The organism is Priestia flexa (assembly GCF_021441905.1).
Taxonomy (GTDB): domain Bacteria; phylum Bacillota; class Bacilli; order Bacillales; family Bacillaceae_H; genus Priestia; species Priestia flexa.
The window spans coordinates 397,457-422,062 of record NZ_CP090431.1; the positions used below are offsets into that span (position 1 = coordinate 397,457).

Below are 24,606 nucleotides of genomic sequence, written 5' to 3' on the forward strand. Positions count from 1 at the left end.
AAGATGAAGCCAATTACGTTAACAATAGCAGGCTTGCACAGCTTTAGAGAAAAACAAGTTATCGATTTTACAAGCTTATGTTCTGGCGGTGTGTTCGGTATTTTTGGTCCAACAGGCAGCGGTAAATCTTCTATTTTAGATGCGATGACTCTTGCGCTTTACGGCAAAGTAGAAAGGGCAGCTAACAACACGCATGGCATTTTAAATCACGCCGAAAACGAAGTAAAAGTTGCTTTTACGTTTGAATTAGAAAATGCAAATCATAAAAAGCGCTATACCGTCGAGCGTAGCTTCAAGCGTTCAGATGAAATGCGAGTAAGGTCAGCAACCAGCCGTTTTATTGAAGTAGGAGATGAAACAATCGTACTGGCTGATAAAACAAATGACGTAAACCAGCAGGTTCAGTCGCTATTAGGTTTAACAATCGACGACTTTACGCGCGCTGTTGTATTGCCACAAGGGAAATTTGCTGAGTTTTTATCATTGAAAGGCACGGAGCGCCGTCAAATGCTGCAGCGTTTATTTAATTTAGAGCAGTACGGTGATCAACTTAACAAAAAAATTCGTTCAAATGTTCAGCTATTAAAAGGTGAAATTGATACGATTTCTGCAGAGCAGACGGGATTAGGGGAAGCATCAGAGGAAAGTGTTAAGCAAGCAGAGCAGGTCCTTCAAGAGCGTATCATTTTGCTGGAAAAGCGTGAGTGCGAACTGAAAGACATTGAAAAGTTGTACGATGAACAAACTGCGATTTGGAATGATATGCAAATCAAACATGAATTAGAAGAAACGTTAAAAGAATTAAATGAGCAAGAGCTGCTTATAAATGAGAAGCGAAAACAAGTAGCTATAGCTGAAGAAGCAAAAAAATTGTTGCCATATCTAAACGCGTACGAGCAGCTTACGGTGAAAAAGCAAAAGACTCGTCAAAACGTATCAGCTATTCAAGAGAAGCTGCGTACCCAGTATGATAAGTATGAAAAAAGCCAGGTGGCGTATGACCAAGCACGGTTAACGAAACAGCAAGAACAGCCAAAGCTCTTTATTCGGAAAGAACAGTTAGAGCAAGCGAAAAAAATTCAAGAACTGATACAGGAGCTAGAAAAGAGCTACGTTGAAAAGCAAGCAGCATATAACCAGGCCTCAGCTGATGTAAAAGAGAGTTTGGAAGCGCTACAAAAGCTTGAAGCACAGTTAGAAAAAGGGAAATTGCTTCAAAGTAGCTTGAAAAAAGAATTAGAAACGGTAAAAGTTTCTGACACAGAGCGTGAACAAGTTTATGAAGCTGCAATAAAAGCAGAAAAAGCAGTGGAATTAAAGAGAGTTATAAAAGAACAAGAAGAAAAAGTACAGAAAAAGCAGTTAGAGCTGAAAGCAACTGAAGCAAACATTGAAAAACAAAAAGAGTTAAAACAAAGTCAAGCTTCTCAAGCACAAAAGCTATTTGTATCCACTCAGCGCACGTATCATATCGTTTGTGAGCGTGAACGTGAATTTGAACAGCTTTTTAGCTCGGTAAATCGTCAATTACAGTCACTGCGTGAGCAACAAATGAAGGAAAAGGTTAACCACTTAGCTCACCAGCTAGCCGATGGTCTCAGTGAAGGAAAACCATGTCCAGTGTGCGGTTCAAATGACCACCCTTCACCTGCAGTATCTAATGAGGTACACACCAACTTACAATTGGATGAACAGATTACCAGTTATGAATCAGAGAAGCATATACTGGATGAGCAAAAGCAAGAGTACGGAGCGTTAAAACTTCGCTTAGAGCAGCTTCATTCAATGTTACTCGATGCTTACCCCGAGGTCGCTGATACGAAGTATGACTTGCCGACTATCCAGCCGTTAGAAGAGAATGGCGGTGAATACAGCACTAGGTTAAAAATTGAGCTGAAAGCCTTACAGCAAGATTACATTGAAGTTCGCGAGAAGCAATCAGACTTGTTACAGCGCTATAAACAAAGTGAAAAGCAGCAGCAAGATTTACTGTTTAGCAAGCAGCAACTCATAAAAGAGGTGGAAAACTTTACTGAAGAGTTAAGTAAGCACAACGACCATCAGGATACGCTTATTAAAGAATGGCATCAGCTATATCCACATCTAGAGATGAATAACATTCATGAAGTTCAAGAAAAAATGAAATTGCGAATTGCAGAGGAGCGAACACTTGTTGAACGCATCAATAAAAGCTATCAGTTTTTTGATGAACACCAACTTAAAATTGCGCATACGAGAGAAGGGTATGATCAAGCGACGCGTAAGAGTGTTCAGTTAGAAGCAGAACAGAAAAACCTTCATCAAGCCCTCCAAGAACAAAAAAGCATGCTTACGGAACTTTCAAAAGCAGGAGATGTAGCGTCAGAGCTAAAAGAGGTTGAACAGCGCATTCGTGAGCTAGATCAAACGGAGAATGCCTGTTATGAAACGCTAAATGGTATGCAAGTGACCTATCAAAAGCTACAGGCAAATGAGCATGCAGAGCGTAAAGTATTAGAAGATTTGACAGAACGATATGAAGAAGTTAAAAAAGAATGGGAAGAGCAGCTTCAACCGTCAGGCTTTACAGAAAAAGAGGAAGTAAAAAAAGCAGTTCAAACAAGTGATGATATACAGAAATTAACTGAAGAAATTCAAGAGTTTGAGGATAAGCTAAAACAAGCCAAAGCTGACATAGCTAAAGTTGAGAAAAAACTTAATGGTAAAGCTATAACTAAAGATAAGTGGGAAGAAACTAAATCTCTGCTGGTAAACATAAAAGAAGCGGTTAGCGAAGCAAATCAGCTAAAGGGTGGAGCAGAAGAGACCTTAAAAGATATGTTAAAGAGACATGAACGCTTTAACGAGCTTGAAAAGCAAAGGGTAGAGAAAGAAGCTTTGTTTGAACAGTATCAAAAGCTACAGTCTGTGTTTAAAGGTAATACGTTTGTTGAGTATATGGCTGAAGAACAGCTGATGGCGATTAGTCGAGATGCTTCAGAGCGATTAGCTATTTTAACACGTCACCGCTATGCAATTGAAGTGGATTCTCAAGGTGGATTTATTATGAGAGACGATGCTAACGGTGGAGTTAAGCGCCCGGTTTCAACTCTTTCAGGAGGAGAAACATTCTTAACGTCTCTTGCATTAGCCCTATCATTATCTGCACAAATCCAGCTTCGGGGAGAGTACCCTTTACAATTTTTCTTTTTAGATGAAGGATTTGGAACACTGGATGGAGAGCTTCTCGATACGGTTGTGACGGCTTTAGAAAAGCTACAGTCCGATAACCTATCAATCGGAGTTATTAGTCACGTGCAAGAGCTTCGAGCACGCTTACCTAAGCGTTTAATTGTACAGCCTGCTGATGCTACTGGTATGGGAACACGAGTAGCTGTTGAAACGTTATAAAGGGAAAGGTTGAAAAGCAGTGGGGAAAAAAGATCGTCACGTTGGCTGGTGCGAATTATGTGAACGAGAAGATGTTGAAATTACCGTTCATCATCTCACTCCCAAAGAAATGGGAGGGACATTTGAGCCTACTGCTAACCTTTGTATTCCGTGTCATAAGCAAATACATGCGCTTTATACGAATGCAGAATTAGCGGTTCGCTTAAATACAATTGCTCTACTAAGAGATGATCTACAGATTCATTCATTTATAAAGTGGATTCAAAAGCAGCCATCTTCACGAGTGCCTAAAATTAAAAAGTCGAATGAACGAAAAAAAAGATAAAAAAACAGCTGACATTTCAGCTGTTTTTTTATGCATTGGCAACGTTGTTTTGATCTGCAAGATCGGGATCAAGCGTATTTGTTCCAGAGATTCCGGTATTGGTATTGACGAAGTTACCGGTGTTAACTGCTCCTGAGCCCGTATTCGTTTTTGATGAGCTTTTTGGGGACACATAAAAGGTATCTCCAAACGTTACAACACCGCCACCCACGCTTGTAATACTAACAGGACCGATTAAAGCTGGCATAATATCCACCCTTTATTATCGTGATAATAATCTAGTGTATGATGAAGCGGTAAGATTTGTTCATCTTGTTGCATCGTCTTGAAGGGTCTCTTGAAGTTCACTGACTGTTGTACTTAGCTGTTTTTCTAGGCCGATATCAGGAGTTTGTGGTGTATCTCCTTCAAGTTGGCGGATATGTTTAATTCGTGCTTCTGCATCAATGGTACATGTGGAGCCCACATGAATAACTGAAGAGAATGAGCATCCTCGAATAGTAACGCGGTCCACTTTAATAAGTGGGGCAGTATTATTTACTTGCATATTGATAAACTCATTTATTGGCTGTGGTATAGGCTCATTAAAAACATCGTAAGAATTGAAATCTCCTTCACGTCCATAAAATAAAGGATATTCCCGCTTTATTGCTAGGACACGCGTCTTTAATACTATATGAGTAGAATCTCCAATCTGGCATAATGAGGATGATAAAAGAGAATTTAATGTCAAATGATTGACTTGAGAAATTCTAGATAGCATAAAAAAGTCTCCTTTATGAAAGAGATAGTGGAACGTAAGGACCAATAATAAGAGATTCCGCTGGTGTATCAAATGTTGCTGATAAATTGATATAGTGAGCGTCTCCAATTAAAAATACAGAGGATGAAGATACGCCGGTGATATCAATGTTTCCAACCATTAATTCTCGATTGATGACGGTATAGTTCATTGGTTGTGACCGCCTTTCTTTAAGGAATCGGGTAAATAAGTTAAGAAAGCATCGATGCCTTTTTTGATATCTTCATAAATTTTCTCTATAATTTGGGGCTTAATTGCTTCAAAGTTTTGTTCTAATTCTTCAGGTTGAACTTGATTTAGATAATAGGTAATACGTTGTTCTAACTGCTTTTTTACGTCTTCAATTATAAAGTCGTAGTACGCTCCTTCAATGGTCATAGAGCGCTGGTCAAGAACATGCTGAACCATTGAATAGCCGTGTTGGTCAAGTTCAGACGTCATAGATGCGTATATATCTTCAACCCAATGTTTCAGCGTATTACGATCAAGTGGCTTTAGACTCGGGTTTTGTGGTCCTTGCTGTGGAAGCGTAATTTCAGGAGTTTGATTATTTATGATAATGTCTTCTAGATTGTCTGGTGTAAGCGGGTTTAAGCCAATGTTTAATGTGCCATCAAGGGAGTCGATTTTTAGTTGTTCAAATTTATATTCAATTTTTTCAATATTAATAGGCGTTTGTTCTTCTAACTCTTTTAACTGTTGCTCTAGTTTTTGAACGGTTGATTCAAGGGTAGCAACTCGCACTGATAGCTGTTCAATATAACGATGCATTTGCTGTGTATAGTCCATGCTTTTCATATTTGGCACCTTCTTTCACCCTGTATGCAAATTGTCATTTAAAGATGATATATTTTATACATATGGTGAAGAAGTTATGAACATGTCAGTTGTTCGGCCGAACAGGTGGGGTGAGCGACTGAGAATAAGGTGCTGGAACGGCTGAAGATTGTGTCGGTGTGAAAGTAGATGGAGAAACTGAGCCGAGAATCCCTTTTTTTTGTTCATCAGGGGCTGGTCCAGTAAAGCCACCTGTATTAAATAAGTTAGAGTTAGGTTTAATGATGCCTGCGCTGCCGATTTGTAATACAGATGAGTTACTGACAGCACTTACTTTTAAACTTTGGATACAAATGCTTTGATTTACATAGAAGTTCAATGGAGATAGCTCCTTTCTGTTAAAACTTAAGCATTAGCGGTAATGTTTTGGTCATTCAAATCACTATCTTGAACGTTCGTTGCGCTTTGTTGGTTAATGACATGCAGGCGGTCTCCAGTATTAAACGATCCCGCTCCAGCAAATGTTTTAGCTGTTGAAATGGGAGCAATACTATATACATCGCCAATATGCAGAACTCCAGAAGAACCGACACTGTTTACGTTGACAACACCGACGATGGCTGGCATAAGCAAACATCCTTTTTCATTATAGTCTCTTATCATGGTATGAAAAGAATGTTAAAAAGTTCTTTCTGTTCATATGTATTCATATTTAAAGCGATATATGGCAGATATGTGAAAGTGATAAGCGCATTGTTGTTTGGTGCTTATGTGCAGTGGTGAGAAGGCTTGTATTCGTGGTATGATATGGAATGAAAGGAGTGGATACGATGATTCATTTACATGTAACATTATGGACATTATTGTTGATTGGTTTTGTGGTAGCGGTTGTTTTAACGAAGTCTGGTAAAGGAAGAGGCGCAAAGATTGTACATATGATTACTCGTCTGTTGTATGTGCTTGTGTTGTTATCAGGTGCTCATTTGCTAGCAGACTGGTATCAGTTTAAAGGACAAGCTCTTATTAAAGGATTGGCTGGGGTTCTAGTGCTAGTTGGTATGGAAATGGTACTTGTTAGAACGAAAAAAGCCAAAGCAACGGGAGGTGCATGGGCACTTCTAATCGTAGCGCTTGTGCTAGTATTCTATTATGGATATGTTGTTTTAGGTTAAAAGCTGCTGATATAGGCAGCTTTTTTTGTTATTTGAAAGAGGGAAGGACGCATGCAACTGGGGTGATTTCCACTCCGGATTGTTCGTTTTCCACGGGGCTCGCTTTGAACTTCCTCGTCACTACGTTCCTGCGGGAAATAGAGGGGAAATTGAGATCCCGCAGCGCAGCGAGGAAGCTCAGGTTCCTCCCCGCGGAAAGCGAGTGGCCGTAGCGTAATGGAACGAACGTGTTCTGACAACGTAAAGAGGTGAGAAAAGGGAGTGTTCGTCTTTTGGAAAATTTGTTTTGTTATGTCCCATCCTCTTCACGTTATCTATTTATCATTTATACTGCTTTTTATACATCCTTATTTTAGATTGCGTTTAACAAAAAAATCGTACAGAACAAAGGATTCTTTCCGTACAATTGTATGGGCCTGCTAATGTCATGGGTGTGTTGTATTCTTTGTTTTGCTTATTGATGTATAATTGTACTTCTGCAGCTTAGTGAAGAATTAAATTCATTGAGCGATTTCCGTCGCTTAACGTGTATTCGAAGCGGTCTAAACCGTTTTCGCCACGTTCAAATAAGTGTTGAACGGAACAAATGATTTCTTCATTATCAAAGATTAGAAAGTTTGCTCCTTTTGTATCTTTATCTTCTGGCAGGAAACAAAGCGTATTGTGACAATAGATACAGTCATAAAGTGAGATATTTAATGAATTTAAGTGGGTTGTAAGGGTGTGAAACGCTTCTTTTTTTAGGTGTTTCAGTAATTGCTCATATGCGTATGGAAGCTTTCTTGTTACGCGAAGCTTATCACCATTTTTAATTCGATAAATCATGTTGTGAATCTTAAATTGGTGGTCTGAGACGAATAGTCCCTTTTCCCAACTCATATTGACGTATAGCTCAACGGATTCGTTTAAGATATCGTTTAGCATAGATGCTTCATCTGTTTCTTCATCAAAGAAAATCCATTCTGAATCAATGTATTCAACAGTTCCCGTCATAAAAGAACGGGGCTGATTTTGTAGAATAGAATATTTTGAATCACTCTTCATTTTACAAACCTCCATATACAAAATTGTTATTTGTTTGTATTTCCTAAAACAAAGGCGTTTATAACCAAAATAATTGAAATAAAATAGATGGACAAATCAACTGTGTGAATTCCATGCATACAATGGCATTATTTCATTCATTACAAAGCGCGTAAGGAAAGGATGATAACTAATGTGTGGTATCACCGGATGGGTTGATTTTAAACGGTCCTTGTTAGGTGAACAAGGCACCGTTAAAAAAATGGCGGAAACATTAGAAAAGCGAGGTCCTGATGATACAAACGTGTGGGTTCAACAGCATGCGGCGTTTGGGCATAAGCGATTGGTTGTGGTAGATCCACAAGGTGGCAAGCAGCCGATGACTAGACAGAAAGAGCAAAAAGAATATACGATTTGCTATAATGGTGAGCTTTATAATACAGAAGATATTCGCAAAGAGTTATTGAAGCGAGGGTATGAATTCCAAGGGCACTCTGACACGGAAGTACTACTAACAGCTTATGTTGAATGGAAAGAGGAGTGTGTGGACTATTTCAACGGAATTTTTGCTTTTGCTATTTGGGATGCGTCTGAAGAAAAGTTATTTATCGCACGTGACCGTCTAGGCGTCAAGCCTTTATTTTATCGATCGTATGATGGTGGAATACAATTTGCATCAGAATTAAAAGCGATTTTAGCTCACCCAGAAGTACCAGCTGAAATTGGCTTAGATGGATTAGCTGAAGTGTTAGGATTAGGCCCTTCACGCTCTCCAGGGCACGGTGTTTTTAAAGGAATTGATGAATTAAGGCCTGCTCATGCAATGACGCTAAGTAAAAGTGGACTTAAAGTGTGGAGATATTGGAATGTGAAAAGTGCAAAGCATACGGATTCATTAGCAGAAACAACGGAAAGAGTAAAGTTTTTAGTTGAAGATGCGATTGTGCGTCAATTAGTATCGGATGTTCCAGTGTGTACATTTTTATCAGGTGGAGTAGATTCCAGCGCCATTACAGCAATTGCAGCTAATTCATTTAAAGAGAATGGGAAAGGTCAGCTTCATACGTATTCGATTGATTATGAAGACAATGACAAATTCTTTAAAGCAAATGAATTTCAGCCGAACTCAGACTATACGTATATTCAGCTCATGTCTGATACCTTCCAAACCAATCATCATCGTTGCGTTATATCAACGGAAGACCTTGTGCATCATTTAACAGAAGCTGTAATTGTACGTGATTTGCCTGGAATGGCTGACGTAGATTCCTCATTATTATGGTTTTGTAGAGAAATTAAGAGGGATTTTGTTGTTGGATTATCTGGAGAATGTGCAGATGAAATCTTTGGGGGATATCCGTGGTTTCATCGCCAACACGACCTGCAATCCGATACGTTTCCTTGGATGCGTTCTTTAGAAGGACGAATGAACTTGCTACAAGATTCTTGGAGAAAGAAACTTAATTTAGAAGAATACGTAAGAGCTACCTACGATAAGACGATTAAAGAAGTGCCTGAACTAGATGGAGAATCAGGTGAAGATGCGCAGCGCCGCAAATTATTTTATTTAAACATGGTTTGGTTCATGACAACTTTATTAGACCGAAAAGATCGCATGAGTATGGGAGCTAGTTTGGAAGTACGGGTTCCGTTTGCTGATCATAGACTAGTAGAATATGCATGGAACATTCCTTGGGATATGAAAATGGTTGGTAATAAAGAGAAGGGGATTTTGAGAAAAGCATTAGAAGGGGTTTTACCACATGATGTTTTATATCGTAAAAAGAGTCCTTATCCTAAAACCCATAATCCAGCCTATACAAAAGCGGTAACGCTCTGGTTGGAGTCGCTTTTAGGAGACAAATCTTCAGCGCTTCATGAATTCTTTAATCGTGAGCAATTAAACGCGATTATTAAATCCGGTGGAGAAGACTTTAAAGTGCCTTGGTTTGGTCAATTAATGACAGGACCTCAGCTGCTTGCTCACCTAGCACAAATTCACGTGTGGTTTGCGCATAATAACATTCAAATTAAAGAGTAAAGTTATATAGCCTTTTGATTCAGAAATTTCTACTGAATCAAAAGGCTTTTTATATGGCGTGCTAGAGACGTCTATTTTATTTGGACAACACATACATATTTTTATAGAGGTAGGGTAAAAGATGGGTAGATACTACTACTTATGCAATCATATGAACAGTATTTTTTAAGCATTTTACAATAAATAATAGATTGAAAATAAATTCCACATATTTTTAATTGTGTTTATCACCAAAGATTTGTATAATGTTTGTATAATAAATGTATAACTATTAGGGGGGTTATCATGCGAAAGCGTGTTATTGTAATTGGAGCAGGTCCAGGTGGTTTAGCGGCAGCTATGCTACTAGCAGGCCACGGGTATCAAGTAGATGTATTTGAAAAACAGCCGTACGTTGGCGGACGAAATGCTTCCATTCATATTAATGGATTTACCTTTGATATGGGTCCAACGTTTCTAAGCATGCCTCAAATTTTTGAAGAGCTGTTTGAATCTGTAAATCGAAATGCATACGATTATATGGATTTAAAGCGTTTGAATATGATGTATGAGCTAATATTTGATCGTTATAACATAAAGATGACGGATAATCATGAAGAAATGAAGCGGGAAATCGAGCGCGTTTTTCCTGGGAACGGCGAAGGGTACGATCGTTTTATGAAAGAAACGGAAGAGAAGATGAATGCACTTATGCCTCTGTTACAAGGTCAGATGGATCGATATCATCACTATTTAAAGCCGGAAGCGTTAAAAGCTTTGCCGCATCTATCTCTTGGTAAAACCTTATATGACGTACTGAGCTCTTATTTTACGGAAGAAGAGCTGCGCTTAGCTTTTACATTTCAATCGAAGTATTTAGGAATGTCACCTTGGGAGTGCCCCGGTGCTTTTTCAATTTTGTCATTTATGGAGCACGCATACGGCGTTTTTCATCCAGTTGGTGGTGTTAATCAGTTGTCTAAAGCAATGGCAAAGGTGGTCCAAGAACATGGAGGGGCTATTCACTTAAATCAAGGAGTAAAGAAAATATTAGTTGAAAATAAACAAGCAAAAGGTGTACTTCTTGAAAATGGAGAGAAAGTATTGGCTGATCAAGTGGTGGTAAACGGAGATTTTGCTCATGCCATGACTAATTTATTTGATGAAGGCGTCTTGAAAAAATATAAACCTGAAAAATTAACAAAGAAAAAATATTCCTGTTCGACGTTTATGATTTACTTAGGGATTGATAAGCAATTTGATTTGCCTCATCATACAATTGTGTTTTCAAAAGATTACAAAAAAAATGTAGAGGAAATTACGAAAAGCTTACTGCTTTCAGAAGATCCTTCCATTTACATTCATAACCCAGTTGTAACAGACAAAACGCTAGCACCTGAAGGGAAATCTGCTTTATATATTTTAGCACCGGTTCCGAATAATTTTAGCGAAATTGAATGGGATGAGAAGCAAAAAGAATTTCGTGATCTCATCTTAAAAATCGTAGCAGAAAAAACAGGCTTTAAAAATTTAGAAGCGCATATTGAAGTGGAAAAAATCTTATCGCCAAAGCAGTGGGAAGAAGACGTGCTTGTATATAAAGGAGCAACATTTAATTTAGGGCATCAGCTGTCACAAATGATGGTCTTGCGTCCTCATAATCAATTTGAAGAAGTGAAAAATTGTTGGCTTGTTGGTGGAGGAACACATCCAGGTAGCGGATTACCTACGATTTTAGAGTCAGCGCGGATTACAGCAAAAGCAATTTTAAAGAAAAATCAACAGCTATTAAATGAACCGTATAAAACAACGAATGAATTGGAGAGAGCATTATGAAAGTAGGAATTGTTGGAGGAGGTATAGGAGGTTTAACAACAGCTTTATTGTTGGCAAAGCAAGGGTTTCAAATCGATATTTTTGAGAAAGAAAGTCGGTTGGGAGGACGTTTAGCTTTTGTTGAACACAATGGCTATCGCATTGATGAAGGACCAACAATTGTTTTATTGCCCAAAATGCTAACAACAATTCTAGAGGAAGCAGGAATATCTTCAAATCAGTACGAATTAATCCAATGTGACCCTCTGTACAAAATTCATTTTGCTGACGGTACAACGTATACCAAAAGAGCTACAGAGGAAGAGCAATTTTGTGAAATTGAACGCTCGTTTCCTGGAGAATCTGAAAACTATAAGCGTTTTATGGTTGATATGAAAAAACGTTTTGAAGTTGGAGAGAAAGCGTTTTTACAAAAGTCTTTCGTAAATAAATGGGATTTCTGGACGTGGCAAAATGTGAAATTTTTAAAGCAGCTAAACGCTAATCAGTCTATGCATAAATTCGTTTCGCGTTATTTTAATGATGAGCGCTTAGCGAGTGCTTATGCTTTACAATCCTTATATATTGGTGGCAACCCCTATTCATCACCAGCAATTTATTCATTAATTCCATATAGTGAACATGCTCATGGTATTTTTTACGTGAAGGGGGGCTATGCAAGCTTGATTCCAGTATTAGAGAAAGCTTTGAAAAAAGCCGGTGTCCAAATTCATTTAAATGCGCCTGTAGATGAGCTGATTATTGAAGAGAATGAAGCTAGAGGTTTAAAAGTACGCGGTGAAATTAATGAGTTTGACTCCGTGATTTTAAACGGTGACTTTCCAAGTATGGCAAAACTCTCAAAAGTAAAAGAAAAGAAATATGTATCTTCTTCAAGCTGCTTATTATTTTACTTTGGATTAAATAAGCGGTACGCTCATAGTAATATACATCAATATTTTATGGGACAGGATTTCAATGAGCATATGGATCAAGTGTTTAAGAGCAAAACTGTTCCAACTGACCCTGCCATTTACACGTTTTATCCTTCTCTTATTGATGACACTCTTGCGCCGGAAGGAAAAGGTGTGCTTTATGCGCTTGTTCCAGTACCCTCGGGTCATGACATTGATTGGGATAAAGAATCCGCATTTATGGATCAAATAATTGATACGTTGGAGCAAAAAGGGTTCCCTGGCTTACGAGAAGCAATTGAATGGAAGCAAATTCGTACACCAAAGGATGCTTGCGACTTTGGGTTGTATGAAGGAGGTTCTTTTGGAATTGCGCCAGAGCTTTTCCAATCGGGTGTGTTTCGTCCACAGCTTCAGCCTTACGAGTACAAAAATGTATACGCAGTTGGAGCGTCCATTCATCCTGGTGGAGGAGTACCTATCGTGATGCAAGGAGCTAAACTGCTAGCGGACTCGTTGGTTCAAGCATCCCATCAATCGTTTGAAAAATTGTCATAAGCGAACATCATGAAAGATGGTAAACTGTATTGAACATGAATCATCCTTTTAAAACGAGAGGAGTAACGACTATGAGCCTATTACTAACAGAAGCTTATAAACAATGTGAAACAATTATTGCAGCGAATTCGAAAACATTTTATAAGGCTTTTTCCATGTTGCCATCTAAACAAAAGAACGCGGTTTGGGCTGTTTATGCATTCTGTCGCCAAGTGGATGATATTGTAGATGAAGGAAGCAATCCGAAAGTAGAACTTCAGCATTTTAAAGCGGAGTTCTCCAGGTTTAAAAATGGAGAAGTGTTAGATACAGCGATGTGGATTGCTTTAAGAGACGTATTTGATCAATATGAAATGAATGAAAAAGCGTTTGACGACATGATTATTGGTCAAGAAATGGATTTAGTTAAGCATGAATATGAAACGCTTAAAGAAGTAAAGTTGTATTCTTATCATGTTGCTAGTACAGTAGGCTTAATGTTACTGCCTATACTAGCCCCAAAAACACATCGTGAATTGGAAGCAGATGCAATTTCTCTTGGAATCGCGATGCAAATTACAAATATTTTACGTGATATAGGAGAAGATTTAGAACGTAAACGAGTATACTTACCAAAAGATCTTATGAACGAAAAAGGCTATACAATAGAGATGCTTTATAACCAAGAAATTAACCCTGCATTTATTTCAATATGGGAAGATCTTGCGATTGAAGCAGAGCGATTTTATGAAGAAGGCTTACAGTCTCTTCATAAGTATCCAATCTCTTCACAGCTTCCTTTAAAGGGAGCTGCCCATTTGTATCGAGCGATCTTAGAGAAAATTCGAAAAGAAGAGTATCGTGTATTTACTGAAAAGCATTACGTAACAAGCCTGCAAAAACAAACGATTTTAACGTCTATTTCGTAAAAAGAGTGAGTAGTTAAACTACTTACTCTTTTTTGTGTCTAAAAACACAAATAAATTGAATTTTTTTACAATAAATACAAACTTTGTTCTTGATTATTTAGTGATAACGATTACATAACATGTTTTTGAAAAAAAACTTATTTTTTATTGAAATTAGCTTGAATTTTTTGAAAAATCATCATATGATATTAAACATAACATACAATGTAATAAAATCTTACATTTAAACAGGGGGAACGATGAATGAAGAAGGTGGAAGCAATTATCCGTCCAGAAAAGTTTCAATCGTTACGTGAGAAGTTAGAAGAAGTGGGGATTAACGGTTTAACCGTTTCAGAAGTTGCGGGTTGTGGTCAACAAAAGGGAGAGCAAGGGTTGTTTCGAGGTCAGAGCTTCGAAATTAAACTCGTTCCTAAAGTGAAGGTTGAAATGGTCGTAGAAGCAGAACATGTTGATGAAATTATCAAAATCGTTCAATCTACTTGCTCAACAAACCAAATTGGTGACGGTAAGATTTTTGTCTATTCAGTTGAAGATGCGGTTCGTATTCGCACAGGCGAAGCGGGTTTACAAGCGATATTATAAAAACAGTGTGAAAGGATGATCATTGTATGAAGAAGAAAATAGGTACCTTGTTAATGTTAGGTTTGTTGACATCAACAACAGCTTACGCGGCAGATCCAACGGTAGAATCGGTCAGCGCTTCGGTTGATATGATGTGGGTCATGTTTGGAGCGGTGTTAGTATTCTTGATGCATGCCGGCTTTGCCATGGTAGAGACAGGTTTTACACGTTCTAAAAACGCATTAAACATCTTGATGAAAAATATGCTAACAGTGGCAATTTCGTCGGTCTTATATTTTGTTATTGGTTTCGCTTTAATGTTTGGAGATTCAAGCGGCGGCTTTATTGGAACAAGTGGCTTTTTCTTAAATGGTCAAAGCGATCAAATGAGTTTCTTTGTATTCCAAATTGTATTTGCTGCTACATGTGCAACAATTATCTCAGGTGCTGTTGCAGAGCGTATGAAGCTATCAAGCTACATGTTGTTAACGATTGCGATGGTAGCCGTTATTTATCCAGTTGTAGGCCACTGGATCTGGGGTGGTGGCTGGTTATCGGAACTAGGATTTGTGGACTTTGCAGGTTCCACGGTTGTTCACTTAACAGGTGCATTAGGAGCGGTTGTTGCAGTTTCATTTTTAGGAGCGCGTCTTGGTAAATACGGTAAAGATGGTTCTGTAAATGCAATTCAAGGACATAACATCCCTCTTGGAGCGTTAGGCGTATTCATTTTATGGTTTGGCTGGTTTGGATTTAATGGTGGAAGTACACTGGCTGCTGATCCATCATTAGTGCCTTCAATTATTGCCACAACGTTAATGTCAGCATCTTGTGGAGTATTATCTTCAGCACTTTATACGAAATTACGTTACAAGCGCATTGATGCAAGCTTAACGTTAAACGGTGCTTTGGCTGGGTTAGTTGGTATTACAGCAGGAACAGCAAATGTATCTATTCCAGGTGCAATCGTGATCGGTTTAATCTCTGGTGTAATCCTTGTTGAAGCTGTTAATATTATTGATAGTAAAATGAAGTTGGATGATCCCGTTGGAGCGATTACAGTTCATGGCGTATGTGGAATTTGGGGAACATTAGCAGTTGGGTTATTCGATACAGCAAATGGATTATTTTATGGTGGAGGCGCTCAATTACTTGGAGTTCAAGCGATTGGTATTCTAGCAGTTATGGCTTGGACAATGGGGACAGTTGGAATTTTCTTATTCGTCTTAACGAGAATTACATCCATTCGTGTATCAAGCGAAGAAGAAATTGCTGGTTTAGATTTCGCAGAGCATGGCTCATCAGCTTACGAATTCCGTGAAAACTTATTATCTAAAGGAAGTGCAGATATCAATCCGGAATTTGGATTAGGGCTAATTGATCGCTTGAACAGCGTCGGAAAAAGCTCTAGTAAAGTAAATAGCGGTGTGAAAGAATCGGTTTAGAAAGATGTTAAGCTAGGTGGTTATCACCTAGCTTTTTTTATTGTGTTAATTAAGAGGGGATAAGAAAGCGTTGAGTTTAATTGTCAAAAGCGATACTCTAGAGGAAAGGCTCTATGACAGGGGAGATGAGGATTGGGGAGAAAAGTTATTAGCTTACTGTTAGGTTTGCTGTTTGTTAGCTTTATTCCGGTACAAGCCGATGCAAGAGAATCAATTAAAGATGAGATTATGTACTATGTAATGGTAAATCGTTTTCAAAATGGAGACGAGAGCAATGATGTAAAAATAGACTATAATAATCCTTTTAGCTTTTACGGTGGAGACATAAAAGGATTGGAAAATCGAATTCCGTATATAAAAGATATGGGGTTTACAACCATTATTATCACGCCAATTTTCAAGAATGATGAACGTGGATATCATGGTTATAACGTTATCGATCATTATCAAATGGATGAACGCTTTGGAACCTTTCCACAATTGAAGGAATTTATCAAACAAGCTCATAAAGAAGACATGAAAGTGGTCATGGAGCTGCCTGTAACGGTCAGCAAGAAGCATCCTATGCTAGAAGATTTGAGTAAGGAGCAGTGGTTTACCGAGCAAGGAGAACGTGTAGAGCTACAAGTCAAGCAACCGGATGTGCAGAAGTACATAGAAGAAGTTGGAGAATGGTGGATTGAACAAACAAACTTAGATGGCTATTACTTTGCGGGTGTCGATGATTTTCCAGCGGCGTTTGTAAATCGGCTATCCCAGCAATTTCATAATAAGAAAGCAGGCTTTTATTTAATTGGTGAAGGTACGAAAGATTCCGATATAGAATCTCTCTCATGGGATTTATTTGTCAACCAAAAGCAGTCTAATGCACAGACACAACAATTAAGTAAAGGTGGTGCACTTCCTCAGCTAAGTTATCATTCAAACGAAGCGAGCGGTACGTTCTTAGACAATCCTCGTACTGAGCGTTTTACACGAACCGTACTAGATGCTAAGGAACACCCGGTGGTACGAACCAAACAAGCATTAGCGTATTTGTATTTGTCTTCTTCTGTGCCGATTGTTTATTATGGTACGGAAATTGCGCTAGATGGTGGAAAAGGAAGCGATGCACATCGGCTCATGAACTTTCAATCGAACCCTGAAATTATTGAGTATCTCACAAAGTTGGCAGGCGTGAGAGCTGAGCTTTTGTCCGTTCGCCAAGGAGATGTCACTCAGCTTTCAGATGATAAAGGAATGGGCGTGTACCTTCATAAAAGTAAGGGTGAAAAAACGTTGTTTGTTATAAATAATGATTCTCGCGTGCAAGTTGCTCAAATAGAAGAAAAAGAAATAGGTGAAGATCAAGAGTTGAGAGGCCTTATAGAAGGTGGCATCATTCGGTCCCAAGGTGGACAATATCATATTCAGTTAGATTCAGATTCTTCGAATATATATCGAATAGCTGAAGATAAAGGAGTTAATATATGGTATATTAGTATGATGGTTTTTGTTTATGGAGGCTTTTTGATTTTTTTGATTGCTGCTTCTAAAAAAAGAAAAAAAGGTAAGTTAATCAATGCTGAAAAACAATAGGATTTTCGATCGTTTGATGATACTATTTGACTATAAAATGTCAGCGCTATCAAGTAATGGAGAGATGATCATATAGGAGGGGACATGCGGTGAGCGTAACAATAAAAGATGTAGCAAATTTAGCAAAGGTAGCTCCTTCTACAGTCTCACGCGTAATTGCAAATAGTTCAAGAATTAGTGAGAAAACAAAACAACGAGTACGCGCAGCGATGGAAGAATTAGGATACCACCCTAATATTATTGCTCGTAACTTAGCTAATAAAACAACAGAAGCAATTGGTATAGTTATGCCAAGTTCTGCTGGGAACGTTTTTCAAAATCCATTTTTCCCAGAAGTACTGCGTGGAATCAGTACAGGTGCTCATGAAAAAAAGCGAGCTATATATATGTCAACCGGTGAAGCAGAATCAGAAATTTTAAGAGAAGTAATGCAAATGGTACAAGGGAGAAGAGTAGACGGGCTGATTCTCTTATATTCTAAAATTGATGATCCGGTATTAGCATATTTAAAAGAACAAAACATTCCATTTGTCGTAGTGGGAAAACCGTTCAAAGATAGTGAGTATATCACATATGTAGACAACGATAATTTCAAAGCCGGGAAAGAAGCAACAGAATACCTAATTGAACTGGGGCATAACCGAATTGCGTTTATTGGAGGTAGTTTAGACCTTGTTGTAACGATTGATCGTTTAACAGGTTACGATAAAGCAATACAAGGAGCTGGGATTCCTTACCGTAGTGAGTATGTCATTCATGAAGAATTTCTACAAGAAGGTGGAAAAGAAGCTGTTTGTGAGCTATTAAGCTTAGAGGAACGACCAACTGCTCTCGTTGTAGCAGATGATTTAATGGCTTTAGGTGTACTCAATACTCTTGATGAAATTGGAATTTCAGTTCCGGAAGATATGTCGATTATTAGTTTTAATAATGTATTAATTGCTGAAATGGCAAGACCTGCACTCACATCAATTGATATTAATATTTTTGAATTAGGATATCAGGCTGTACGTAGCTTGACGAAAAAAATCGAAGCTTCTTCTCAACCAATTGAAAGTATTCGCATTCCACATTCAATTGTGACAAGGCAATCGTGTAAAAAGCGGTAATGAGTAGAAAACGACTGTATATGTGTATATACGGTCGTTTTTTTATTAATCAAACGTTTGTTTAAATACCAAAAACCTTGTGGGAGTGAGGGTGCATAAGGTTACGCAAAATAATTTTGCTTATTGATAGATATTTCTTTTGCGTGCAAATATTTTTTGCTATTGGTCGGAGCTGAATTTCTTGAAAAATAAGAAAAAAACGGAGATACGCATGTTGGCATCAATCTTGCAATAAAGATTAGTGAGTAGAAAAGTCAACTTTAGGAGGTATTTACATGGTGCGTACATATCAACATGAACCATTTACTAATTTTAAAGATGAAAAGAATCAAGAGCTATTTCAAGAGGCTTTATCATACGTGAATACACAATTAGGAAAAACATACCCTCTCATTATTAACGGTGAGCGTATTGAAACGGATGAAAAAACAACGTCTATTAACCCTTCAAATAAGAAAGAAGTAATTGGCTACGTGTCATTAGCAAATCAAGAGCTAGCTGAAAAAGCAATGAATGCTGCGTTAGAAGCTTTTGTAGATTGGAAAAAATGGAAATCTGAAGACCGAGCAAATATTTTGTTCCGTGCAGCAGCAATGCTAAGACGCCGAAAGCATGAGTTTTCTGCCTATCTAGTCAAAGAAGCTGGGAAGCCTTGGAACGAAGCGGATGCAGACACAGCAGAAGCAATTGACTTTATTGAATATTATGGAAGGCAAATGCTAGAGCTTACAAAAGGGCAGCCAGTTAATAGTCGTCCAGGCGAATATAATCAATATAACTATGTTCCGTTAGGGGTAGGGGTCATCATTTCACCTTTTAACTTCCCGCTTGCAATTATGGCTGGAACAGCAATTGCGGCCATTGTAACTGGCAACACCATTTTATTAAAACCAGCTGATGCAACGCCCGTTGTTGCAGCCAAGTTTGTAGAGCTCATGGAAGAAGCAGGTTTACCGAAAGGTGTCCTTAACTTTATTCCTGGTAAAGGATCTATTATTGGAGATTATTTAGTTGAGCATCCAAAAACAAGATTTGTTTCGTTTACAGGTTCTCGAGAAGTAGGATGTCGTATTTATGAACGCGCAGCAAAAGTACAGTCAGGCCAAATTTGGCTAAAGCGTGTGATTGCAGAAATGGGTGGCAAGGATACTGTGTTGGTTGACCGCGATGCTGATTTAGAGTTAGCTGCTTCATCCATCGTTTACTCTGCTTTTGGCTTTTCTGGTCAAAAGTGTTCAGCAGGATCAAGAGCAGTTATTCATGAAGACGTATATGATGAGGTCGTCGAAAAGGTTGTCTCCTTAACAAAAACATTAAAAGTAGGGAATCCAGAAAGCGTAGATACGTACATGGGACCGGTTATTCACCAAGCGTCGTTTGATAAAATTATGAAATATATTGAGATTGGTAGAACAGAAGGAGATTTATTAGTAGGAGGGGAAGGGGATTCATCTAACGGTTTCTTCGTCCAGCCAACTGTGTTTGGGAATATACATCAAGATGCTCGCTTGATGAAGGAAGAAATCTTCGGGCCTGTTGTAGCGGTTTGTAAAGCAAGAGATTTTGATCATATGTTAGAAATTGCGAACAACACGGATTATGGATTAACAGGCGCAGTCCTATCAAATACACGCGCTAATATTGAGCGTGCGCGTGAAGAATTTCATGTCGGAAACTTATATTTTAATAGAGGGTGCACGGGAGCGATTGTTGGTTACCAACCATTTGGTGGATTCAATATGTCGGGTACTGATTCAAAAGCTGGTGGTCCTGATTATTTACTGCTTCATATGCAAGCAAAAACAACATCTGAAATGTTCTAATAATATACGTAAAATAAAACGAAGGAGGATGACTTAAATGGTACAGGTAAAACAAACAGACACAATTATTCAACAAACGGAAAGGTTCGGAGCAAACAATTATCATCCACTACCAATTGTTATTGAAAAAGCAGAAGGAGTGTGGGTGCATGACCCAGAAAACAATAAATATATGGATATGCTAAGCGCGTATTCAGCAGTGAACCAAGGTCATCGTCATCCTAAGATTATTGAGGCACTAAAGTGCCAAGCAGATAAAGTTACGTTAACGTCACGCGCTTTTCACAATGATCAGTTAGGTCCATGGTATGAAAAAATTTGCAAAATGACAAATAAAAATATGGCATTGCCGATGAATACGGGAGCTGAAGCGGTTGAAACAGCAGTTAAAGCTGCTCGTCGCTGGGCGTATGATATAAAAGGCGTTGCGGAAGATCAAGCGCAAATTATCGCTTGTGAAGGAAATTTCCACGGCCGTACAATGACAGCTGTTTCGTTATCATCAGAAGCGGAATATAAGCGAGGATTCGGTCCAATGCTACCTGGAATTAAGATAATTTCATATGGTGATTTAGAAGCTTTGAAAACTGCCATTACACCAAATACAGCAGCATTTCTTATTGAACCCATCCAAGGTGAAGCAGGGATAGTACTTCCGCCAGAAGGATTCTTAAAAGCTGCTTTTGAACTTTGTAAAGAAAATAATGTACTCTTCATTGCAGATGAAATTCAAGTGGGGCTGGCTCGTACTGGAAAGTTATTTGCTTACGAGTGGGAAGGTTTTGAGCCTGATATGCTGATTTTAGGAAAAGCATTAGGGGGAGGCGTATTCCCAATTTCATGCGTTGTTGCAAACGATGATATTCTAGGTGTATTTAATCCAGGGTCGCATGGTTCTACGTTTGGAGGAAACCCACTTGCTTGTGCTGTTTCCCTAGCATCGCTAGAAGTGATTGAAGAAGAAGAGTTAGCAAAGCGCTCATTGGAATTAGGTAATTACTTCAAAGAAGAGCTCAGCAAAATTGGAAACCCGATTATTAAAGAAGTTCGAGGTCGTGGTCTATTTATTGGTGTAGAGCTATACGAAGCAGCTCGACCATATTGTGAAAAGTTAAAAGCAGAAGGACTTTTATGTAAAGAAACGCATCACACAGTTATTCGATTTGCTCCACCGCTCACGATTTCGAAAGAAGAGCTTGATTGGGCAATTGAGCGAATTCAAAAAGTATTTCATATCTAAAAAGCCCAGTCGTACGGTGTTACATCGTGCGACTGAGCTTTTTTACGATAGAAGGAGATGTTGATAATATGTATGAACAACTTGTTCATTTGTCATTGGAACAAAAAGTGGAGCTGCTCACAAAAACATTGGTGAAAATCGAAAGCGTCAACGGAACAGAAGGAGAGGAGAAGCTTGCTGAATTTGTAAAAGAGTTACTTCAAACATTTCCTTATTTTATTGAAAACCCCCATCACCTATGGGTACAAAGCGTTCCTCAAGATCCCGTGGATCGAAAAAATATCTTTGCATTTGTGAAAGGTAAAAAGCAATCGGCAAAAACCATTGTGTACCATGCACATTTAGATACGGTGGGGATAGATGATTATGGACACCTTAAGCACATTGCATACGATGCTGATGAATTAAAGACATATTTTATGATTCAGCAAAAGGATGCAGAAGTTCAAGCTGATGCAGCATCCGGTGACTGGCTATTTGGTCGTGGGGCCCTTGATATGAAAAGTGGTATTGCAGTTCATCTTGTTAACACTCTTTACTTTACGGAAAGAATTAAGGAGCTCGAAGGAAATGTATTATTGGTCATTAATGGGGATGAAGAAAGTGAGCACCGAGGAATCTTAGCTGCTGTTAAAGAGTTGAAACGAGTGAAAGCAGAGTATCAGCTAGACTACGTAACGGCCATTAACAATGACTTCATTGCGCCTTTGTATGAAGGAGATCAAACACGCTATCTCTATACGGGTACAGCTGGAAAGGTATTGCCATGCTTTTACATTCATGGTCGTACGGTGCACGTAGGCGATACGCTGCTAGGAATTGATCCAAATGTGATTGCCTCTGAGCTGACGCGAAGTATTCATAATAATATGAGCTTAGCAGAAGAGCTTGAAGGTGAAATGATTTTACCACCGACTTGTTTGTACCAGAGAGATGGAAAAGACGCATATAATGTGCAGACGGCTGTATATACGCATTTGTACTTTAATTATTTTATGTATGAAAAGAAAAGCAATGAAGTAACGAATGAATTGTTGAAAGTTGCACGTCAAGCATGTAAAGAGGTTGAACATAGGCTTGCTCATGCGTATGAAGATTTTTGTAGAAGAGCACAATTGCCTAATCGCACCCTGTCATTTGAGGTAGAAGTCGTTACGTTACACCAGTACCTTCTAGACTTACAAATACAAGGCATTGATCCGCGCTCTCATATCAAGCAAACGCTAATTAAATATGAGTCGTTAGAAGCTCGAATGAAAGCTTTTAAACTAGTAGAAGCACTTCAAGCTTTGGATGCTTCTCATAAGCCTCGAGTGATTTTGTTTTATGCACCACCTTATTTACCGCATAATCACGTAGACGTAAGCACTGAGAAAGGGCATGAACTTGTGAACGTGATACATGCTTGTGTGGAAAAGTTCACTTCTGAAACGAATGAGAAATTCGAAGTGCGAAAGTTTTTTCCTTATTTATCTGATGGAAGTTTTTTATCATTTTCAGAAACGCAAGAAGAAATACAGTCTTTCACGAGGAATTTTCCAGGTTGGGAGTTTGATCAAACCATCCCATTTCAAGAAATTAAGGATTTAGACATTCCATCTATCAACCTTGGCGTATACGGAAAAGATGGTCATAAATGGACGGAAAGAGTCTATAAGCCTTATTCATTTAAGATTTTACCTCAGTTCATCCAGCATGTGACAACGGAGCTATTGAAGACGAAATAAGGCAAAAGCCTTATTTCGTTATATTCAAACGGCGCATCCGATATTGTAAGCTCTGTCTACTCATTCCTAGTGCCTTAGCTGTCTGTGAAATGTTATCTTCATGGTGTTCTAGCGCCTCTTTAATACAGTGAGCTTCAAACTGTAAAAGCTGTTTTTTCAAGGGGACATAGGCTTGATCTTCATTCCGTACCTGGCTTATCACTTTGGTATTAACAGGGGGAAGGAAGCGGTTTTGATATTGAAATGGCAAGTGATGATAATGAATTTCCTCCTCACCAATCATGAGGTTCATCGCGCCTTCAATGACATGTTCTAACTCTCTAACGTTACCTGGCCACTCGTATTGTGAAAAAGACGACATGACTCGTTCATCAATTCCCATTACCTCCATTTGAAAGCGATCGTTGTATTTTTGAATAAATGTTTGAACAAGCTCTGGGATATCTTCTTTACGCTCTCTTAGAGGAGGAATCTGTAGCGTAACGACCCCTAAGCGATAGTATAAGTCTTTTCGCAATCGGTTTTCGTTAATAGCGTCAATGGGATCTTCGTTCATATTAGCGATAATGCGAACATCTATCGTTCTTTCTTTCGTGTCACCAATGCGACGAATCGTTTTTTCCTGCAAAACACGAAGCAGCTTTGCTTGAAGATTTGTAGGAAGCGAATTTATTTCATCTAACAGCAGTGTTCCTCCATTAGCTTGTTCAAAAAGTCCAGGCTGGTCTGCTGAGCCCGTAAAAGCACCACGCACTGTGCCGAAAAGAAGACTTTCCATTAAGGTATCTGGAATTGCTGCGCAGTTTTGTGAAATAAACGGTTTAGCTGATCGACTGCTTCCATTATGTATGCTTTGAGCAAATAACTCTTTCCCGGTGCCTGTGTCACCTACAATCAAAACGGATGAAGGAGTGCGCGTGGCTCGTTTAGCGATATTCACTACATCTTGAATAGCGGTACTGCTACCGATGATCTGCTCAAACGTCACCATTTTTGACTCTCGGTGTCGGTTGTTTTCGCGGATGAGCTTTTCAAGTTGAGTTACATCTTTCGCAATTTCAACCGCCCCTTTAATTTTTCCATCATCAATAATTGGAAAGGTATTATTGATTGTAGTAATTTCCTTTCCTTTATTGTTAAAGTACGTTTGCTTGACATTAATGGTTGTTTTACCCTCACGTAGAGCTTTGACAAGCGTACTTTCTTGATTATCTTGGAACATGAAGACATCAAGCAAGTTCTTATGAAGCACATCATGTTTTTCCATTGATTCCATTTTCATCATTTGTTCATTATAAATAATGGTTGTACCATGTTCATCAATTGCATGAATACCAGCATCAACTTCATTAATGATTTTTTCAAAGATGGACTGAACCAGCGGTGTAGAATAGTTAGACTTTGTCATTTCCTCAA

At 38.6% G+C, this 24,606-nt stretch carries 22 protein-coding genes; 14 read left to right on the forward strand and 8 right to left on the reverse strand.

What is annotated here, in order from left to right; genetic code table 11:
- Nucleotides 1–3: 3 nt before the first annotated feature.
- Nucleotides 4–3,390, forward strand: coding sequence for an SbcC/MukB-like Walker B domain-containing protein (locus LZP85_RS02080; RefSeq protein WP_226639608.1), 3,387 nt, complete (start codon nucleotides 4–6; stop codon nucleotides 3,388–3,390).
- Between the two features lie 19 nt (nucleotides 3,391–3,409).
- Nucleotides 3,410–3,715 carry an HNH endonuclease gene (locus LZP85_RS02085; RefSeq protein WP_119543525.1) on the forward strand — a complete coding sequence of 102 codons (306 nt, stop codon included), beginning with the start codon at nucleotides 3,410–3,412 and terminating at the stop codon, nucleotides 3,713–3,715.
- Between the two features lie 28 nt (nucleotides 3,716–3,743).
- Here LZP85_RS02085 and LZP85_RS02090 read toward each other — a convergent pair whose 3' ends face one another.
- From LZP85_RS02090 to LZP85_RS02115, 6 genes are all read right to left on the reverse strand, one after another.
- Nucleotides 3,744–3,962 (reverse strand): spore germination protein, encoded by a 219-nt coding sequence (locus LZP85_RS02090; RefSeq protein ID WP_094912879.1) that lies wholly within the window; start codon nucleotides 3,960–3,962, stop codon nucleotides 3,744–3,746.
- 60 nt (nucleotides 3,963–4,022) lie between these two features.
- On the reverse strand, nucleotides 4,023–4,478 hold the full coding sequence (locus LZP85_RS02095; protein WP_226639610.1) for a spore germination protein GerPE: 456 nt from the start codon (nucleotides 4,476–4,478) through the stop codon (nucleotides 4,023–4,025).
- 13 nt (nucleotides 4,479–4,491) lie between these two features.
- Nucleotides 4,492–4,668, reverse strand: a complete 177-nt coding sequence (locus tag LZP85_RS02100; protein WP_025911217.1) for a spore gernimation protein GerPD — start codon at nucleotides 4,666–4,668, stop codon at nucleotides 4,492–4,494.
- The gene (gerPC, locus tag LZP85_RS02105; RefSeq protein WP_224840076.1) at nucleotides 4,665–5,315 is read right to left on the reverse strand and encodes a spore germination protein GerPC; all 651 of its coding nucleotides are present in this window, start codon (nucleotides 5,313–5,315) and stop codon (nucleotides 4,665–4,667) included. Before gerPC ends, LZP85_RS02100 begins: the two co-directional genes overlap by 4 nt.
- Nucleotides 5,316–5,400: 85 nt before the next feature.
- On the reverse strand, nucleotides 5,401–5,673 hold the full coding sequence (locus LZP85_RS02110; protein ID WP_061786000.1) for a spore germination protein GerPB: 273 nt from the start codon (nucleotides 5,671–5,673) through the stop codon (nucleotides 5,401–5,403).
- A gap of 26 nt (nucleotides 5,674–5,699) precedes the next feature.
- Nucleotides 5,700–5,921, reverse strand: a complete 222-nt coding sequence (locus LZP85_RS02115; protein ID WP_076513419.1) for a spore germination protein — start codon at nucleotides 5,919–5,921, stop codon at nucleotides 5,700–5,702.
- A 203-nt stretch (nucleotides 5,922–6,124) separates the two neighbouring features.
- On the opposite strand from LZP85_RS02115, the gene LZP85_RS02120 reads away from it, so the two are divergent.
- On the forward strand, nucleotides 6,125–6,466 hold the full coding sequence (locus LZP85_RS02120) for a DUF1516 family protein (RefSeq protein ID WP_025911221.1): 342 nt from the start codon (nucleotides 6,125–6,127) through the stop codon (nucleotides 6,464–6,466).
- A gap of 483 nt (nucleotides 6,467–6,949) precedes the next feature.
- Here the strand turns inward: LZP85_RS02120 and LZP85_RS02125 are convergent, their stop codons facing one another.
- On the reverse strand, nucleotides 6,950–7,510 hold the full coding sequence (locus LZP85_RS02125) for a DUF2777 domain-containing protein (RefSeq protein ID WP_076513418.1): 561 nt from the start codon (nucleotides 7,508–7,510) through the stop codon (nucleotides 6,950–6,952).
- A 172-nt stretch (nucleotides 7,511–7,682) separates the two neighbouring features.
- Here LZP85_RS02125 and asnB point away from each other — a divergent pair, with 172 nt between their 5' ends.
- The 11 genes from asnB (at nucleotide 7,683) to LZP85_RS02180 (ending at nucleotide 23,190) form a co-directional block, all read left to right on the forward strand.
- On the forward strand, nucleotides 7,683–9,530 hold the full coding sequence (gene asnB, locus LZP85_RS02130; protein ID WP_138117368.1) for an asparagine synthase (glutamine-hydrolyzing): 1,848 nt from the start codon (nucleotides 7,683–7,685) through the stop codon (nucleotides 9,528–9,530).
- A 285-nt stretch (nucleotides 9,531–9,815) separates the two neighbouring features.
- Complete coding sequence (locus LZP85_RS02135) at nucleotides 9,816–11,345, forward strand: phytoene desaturase family protein (protein WP_076513415.1); 1,530 nt, start codon at nucleotides 9,816–9,818, stop codon at nucleotides 11,343–11,345.
- A complete protein-coding gene (locus tag LZP85_RS02140; RefSeq protein ID WP_206833313.1) occupies nucleotides 11,342–12,796 on the forward strand; it encodes a phytoene desaturase family protein in 1,455 nt (484 codons plus the stop codon). Before LZP85_RS02135 ends, LZP85_RS02140 begins: the two co-directional genes overlap by 4 nt.
- Before the next feature lie 71 nt (nucleotides 12,797–12,867).
- The gene (locus LZP85_RS02145; RefSeq protein WP_206833312.1) at nucleotides 12,868–13,704 is read left to right on the forward strand and encodes a phytoene/squalene synthase family protein; all 837 of its coding nucleotides are present in this window, start codon (nucleotides 12,868–12,870) and stop codon (nucleotides 13,702–13,704) included.
- Between the two features lie 243 nt (nucleotides 13,705–13,947).
- Entirely contained in the window at nucleotides 13,948–14,289 is a 342-nt protein-coding gene (locus LZP85_RS02150; RefSeq protein ID WP_025911225.1) for a P-II family nitrogen regulator, read from the forward strand.
- Between the two features lie 26 nt (nucleotides 14,290–14,315).
- Nucleotides 14,316–15,713 carry an ammonium transporter gene (locus LZP85_RS02155; protein ID WP_061786621.1) on the forward strand — a complete coding sequence of 466 codons (1,398 nt, stop codon included), beginning with the start codon at nucleotides 14,316–14,318 and terminating at the stop codon, nucleotides 15,711–15,713.
- Between the two features lie 132 nt (nucleotides 15,714–15,845).
- Nucleotides 15,846–17,291: an alpha-amylase family glycosyl hydrolase gene (locus LZP85_RS02160; RefSeq protein WP_138117366.1), complete on the forward strand. Its 1,446-nt coding sequence runs from the start codon at nucleotides 15,846–15,848 to the stop codon at nucleotides 17,289–17,291.
- Between the two features lie 89 nt (nucleotides 17,292–17,380).
- Entirely contained in the window at nucleotides 17,381–18,400 is a 1,020-nt protein-coding gene (locus LZP85_RS02165) for a LacI family DNA-binding transcriptional regulator (protein ID WP_119543673.1), read from the forward strand.
- Nucleotides 18,401–18,675: 275 nt separating this feature from the next.
- Complete coding sequence (gene pruA / locus LZP85_RS02170; protein WP_226639611.1) at nucleotides 18,676–20,223, forward strand: L-glutamate gamma-semialdehyde dehydrogenase; 1,548 nt, start codon at nucleotides 18,676–18,678, stop codon at nucleotides 20,221–20,223.
- A gap of 37 nt (nucleotides 20,224–20,260) precedes the next feature.
- Entirely contained in the window at nucleotides 20,261–21,463 is a 1,203-nt protein-coding gene (locus tag LZP85_RS02175; RefSeq protein WP_025911877.1) for an ornithine--oxo-acid transaminase, read from the forward strand.
- Between the two features lie 68 nt (nucleotides 21,464–21,531).
- Nucleotides 21,532–23,190, forward strand: coding sequence for a M20/M25/M40 family metallo-hydrolase (locus LZP85_RS02180; RefSeq protein ID WP_234561960.1), 1,659 nt, complete (start codon nucleotides 21,532–21,534; stop codon nucleotides 23,188–23,190).
- Nucleotides 23,191–23,200: 10 nt separating this feature from the next.
- Here the strand turns inward: LZP85_RS02180 and LZP85_RS02185 are convergent, their stop codons facing one another.
- A complete protein-coding gene (locus tag LZP85_RS02185) occupies nucleotides 23,201–24,598 on the reverse strand; it encodes a sigma-54 interaction domain-containing protein (RefSeq protein ID WP_025911876.1) in 1,398 nt (465 codons plus the stop codon).
- Nucleotides 24,599–24,606 lie beyond the last annotated feature (8 nt).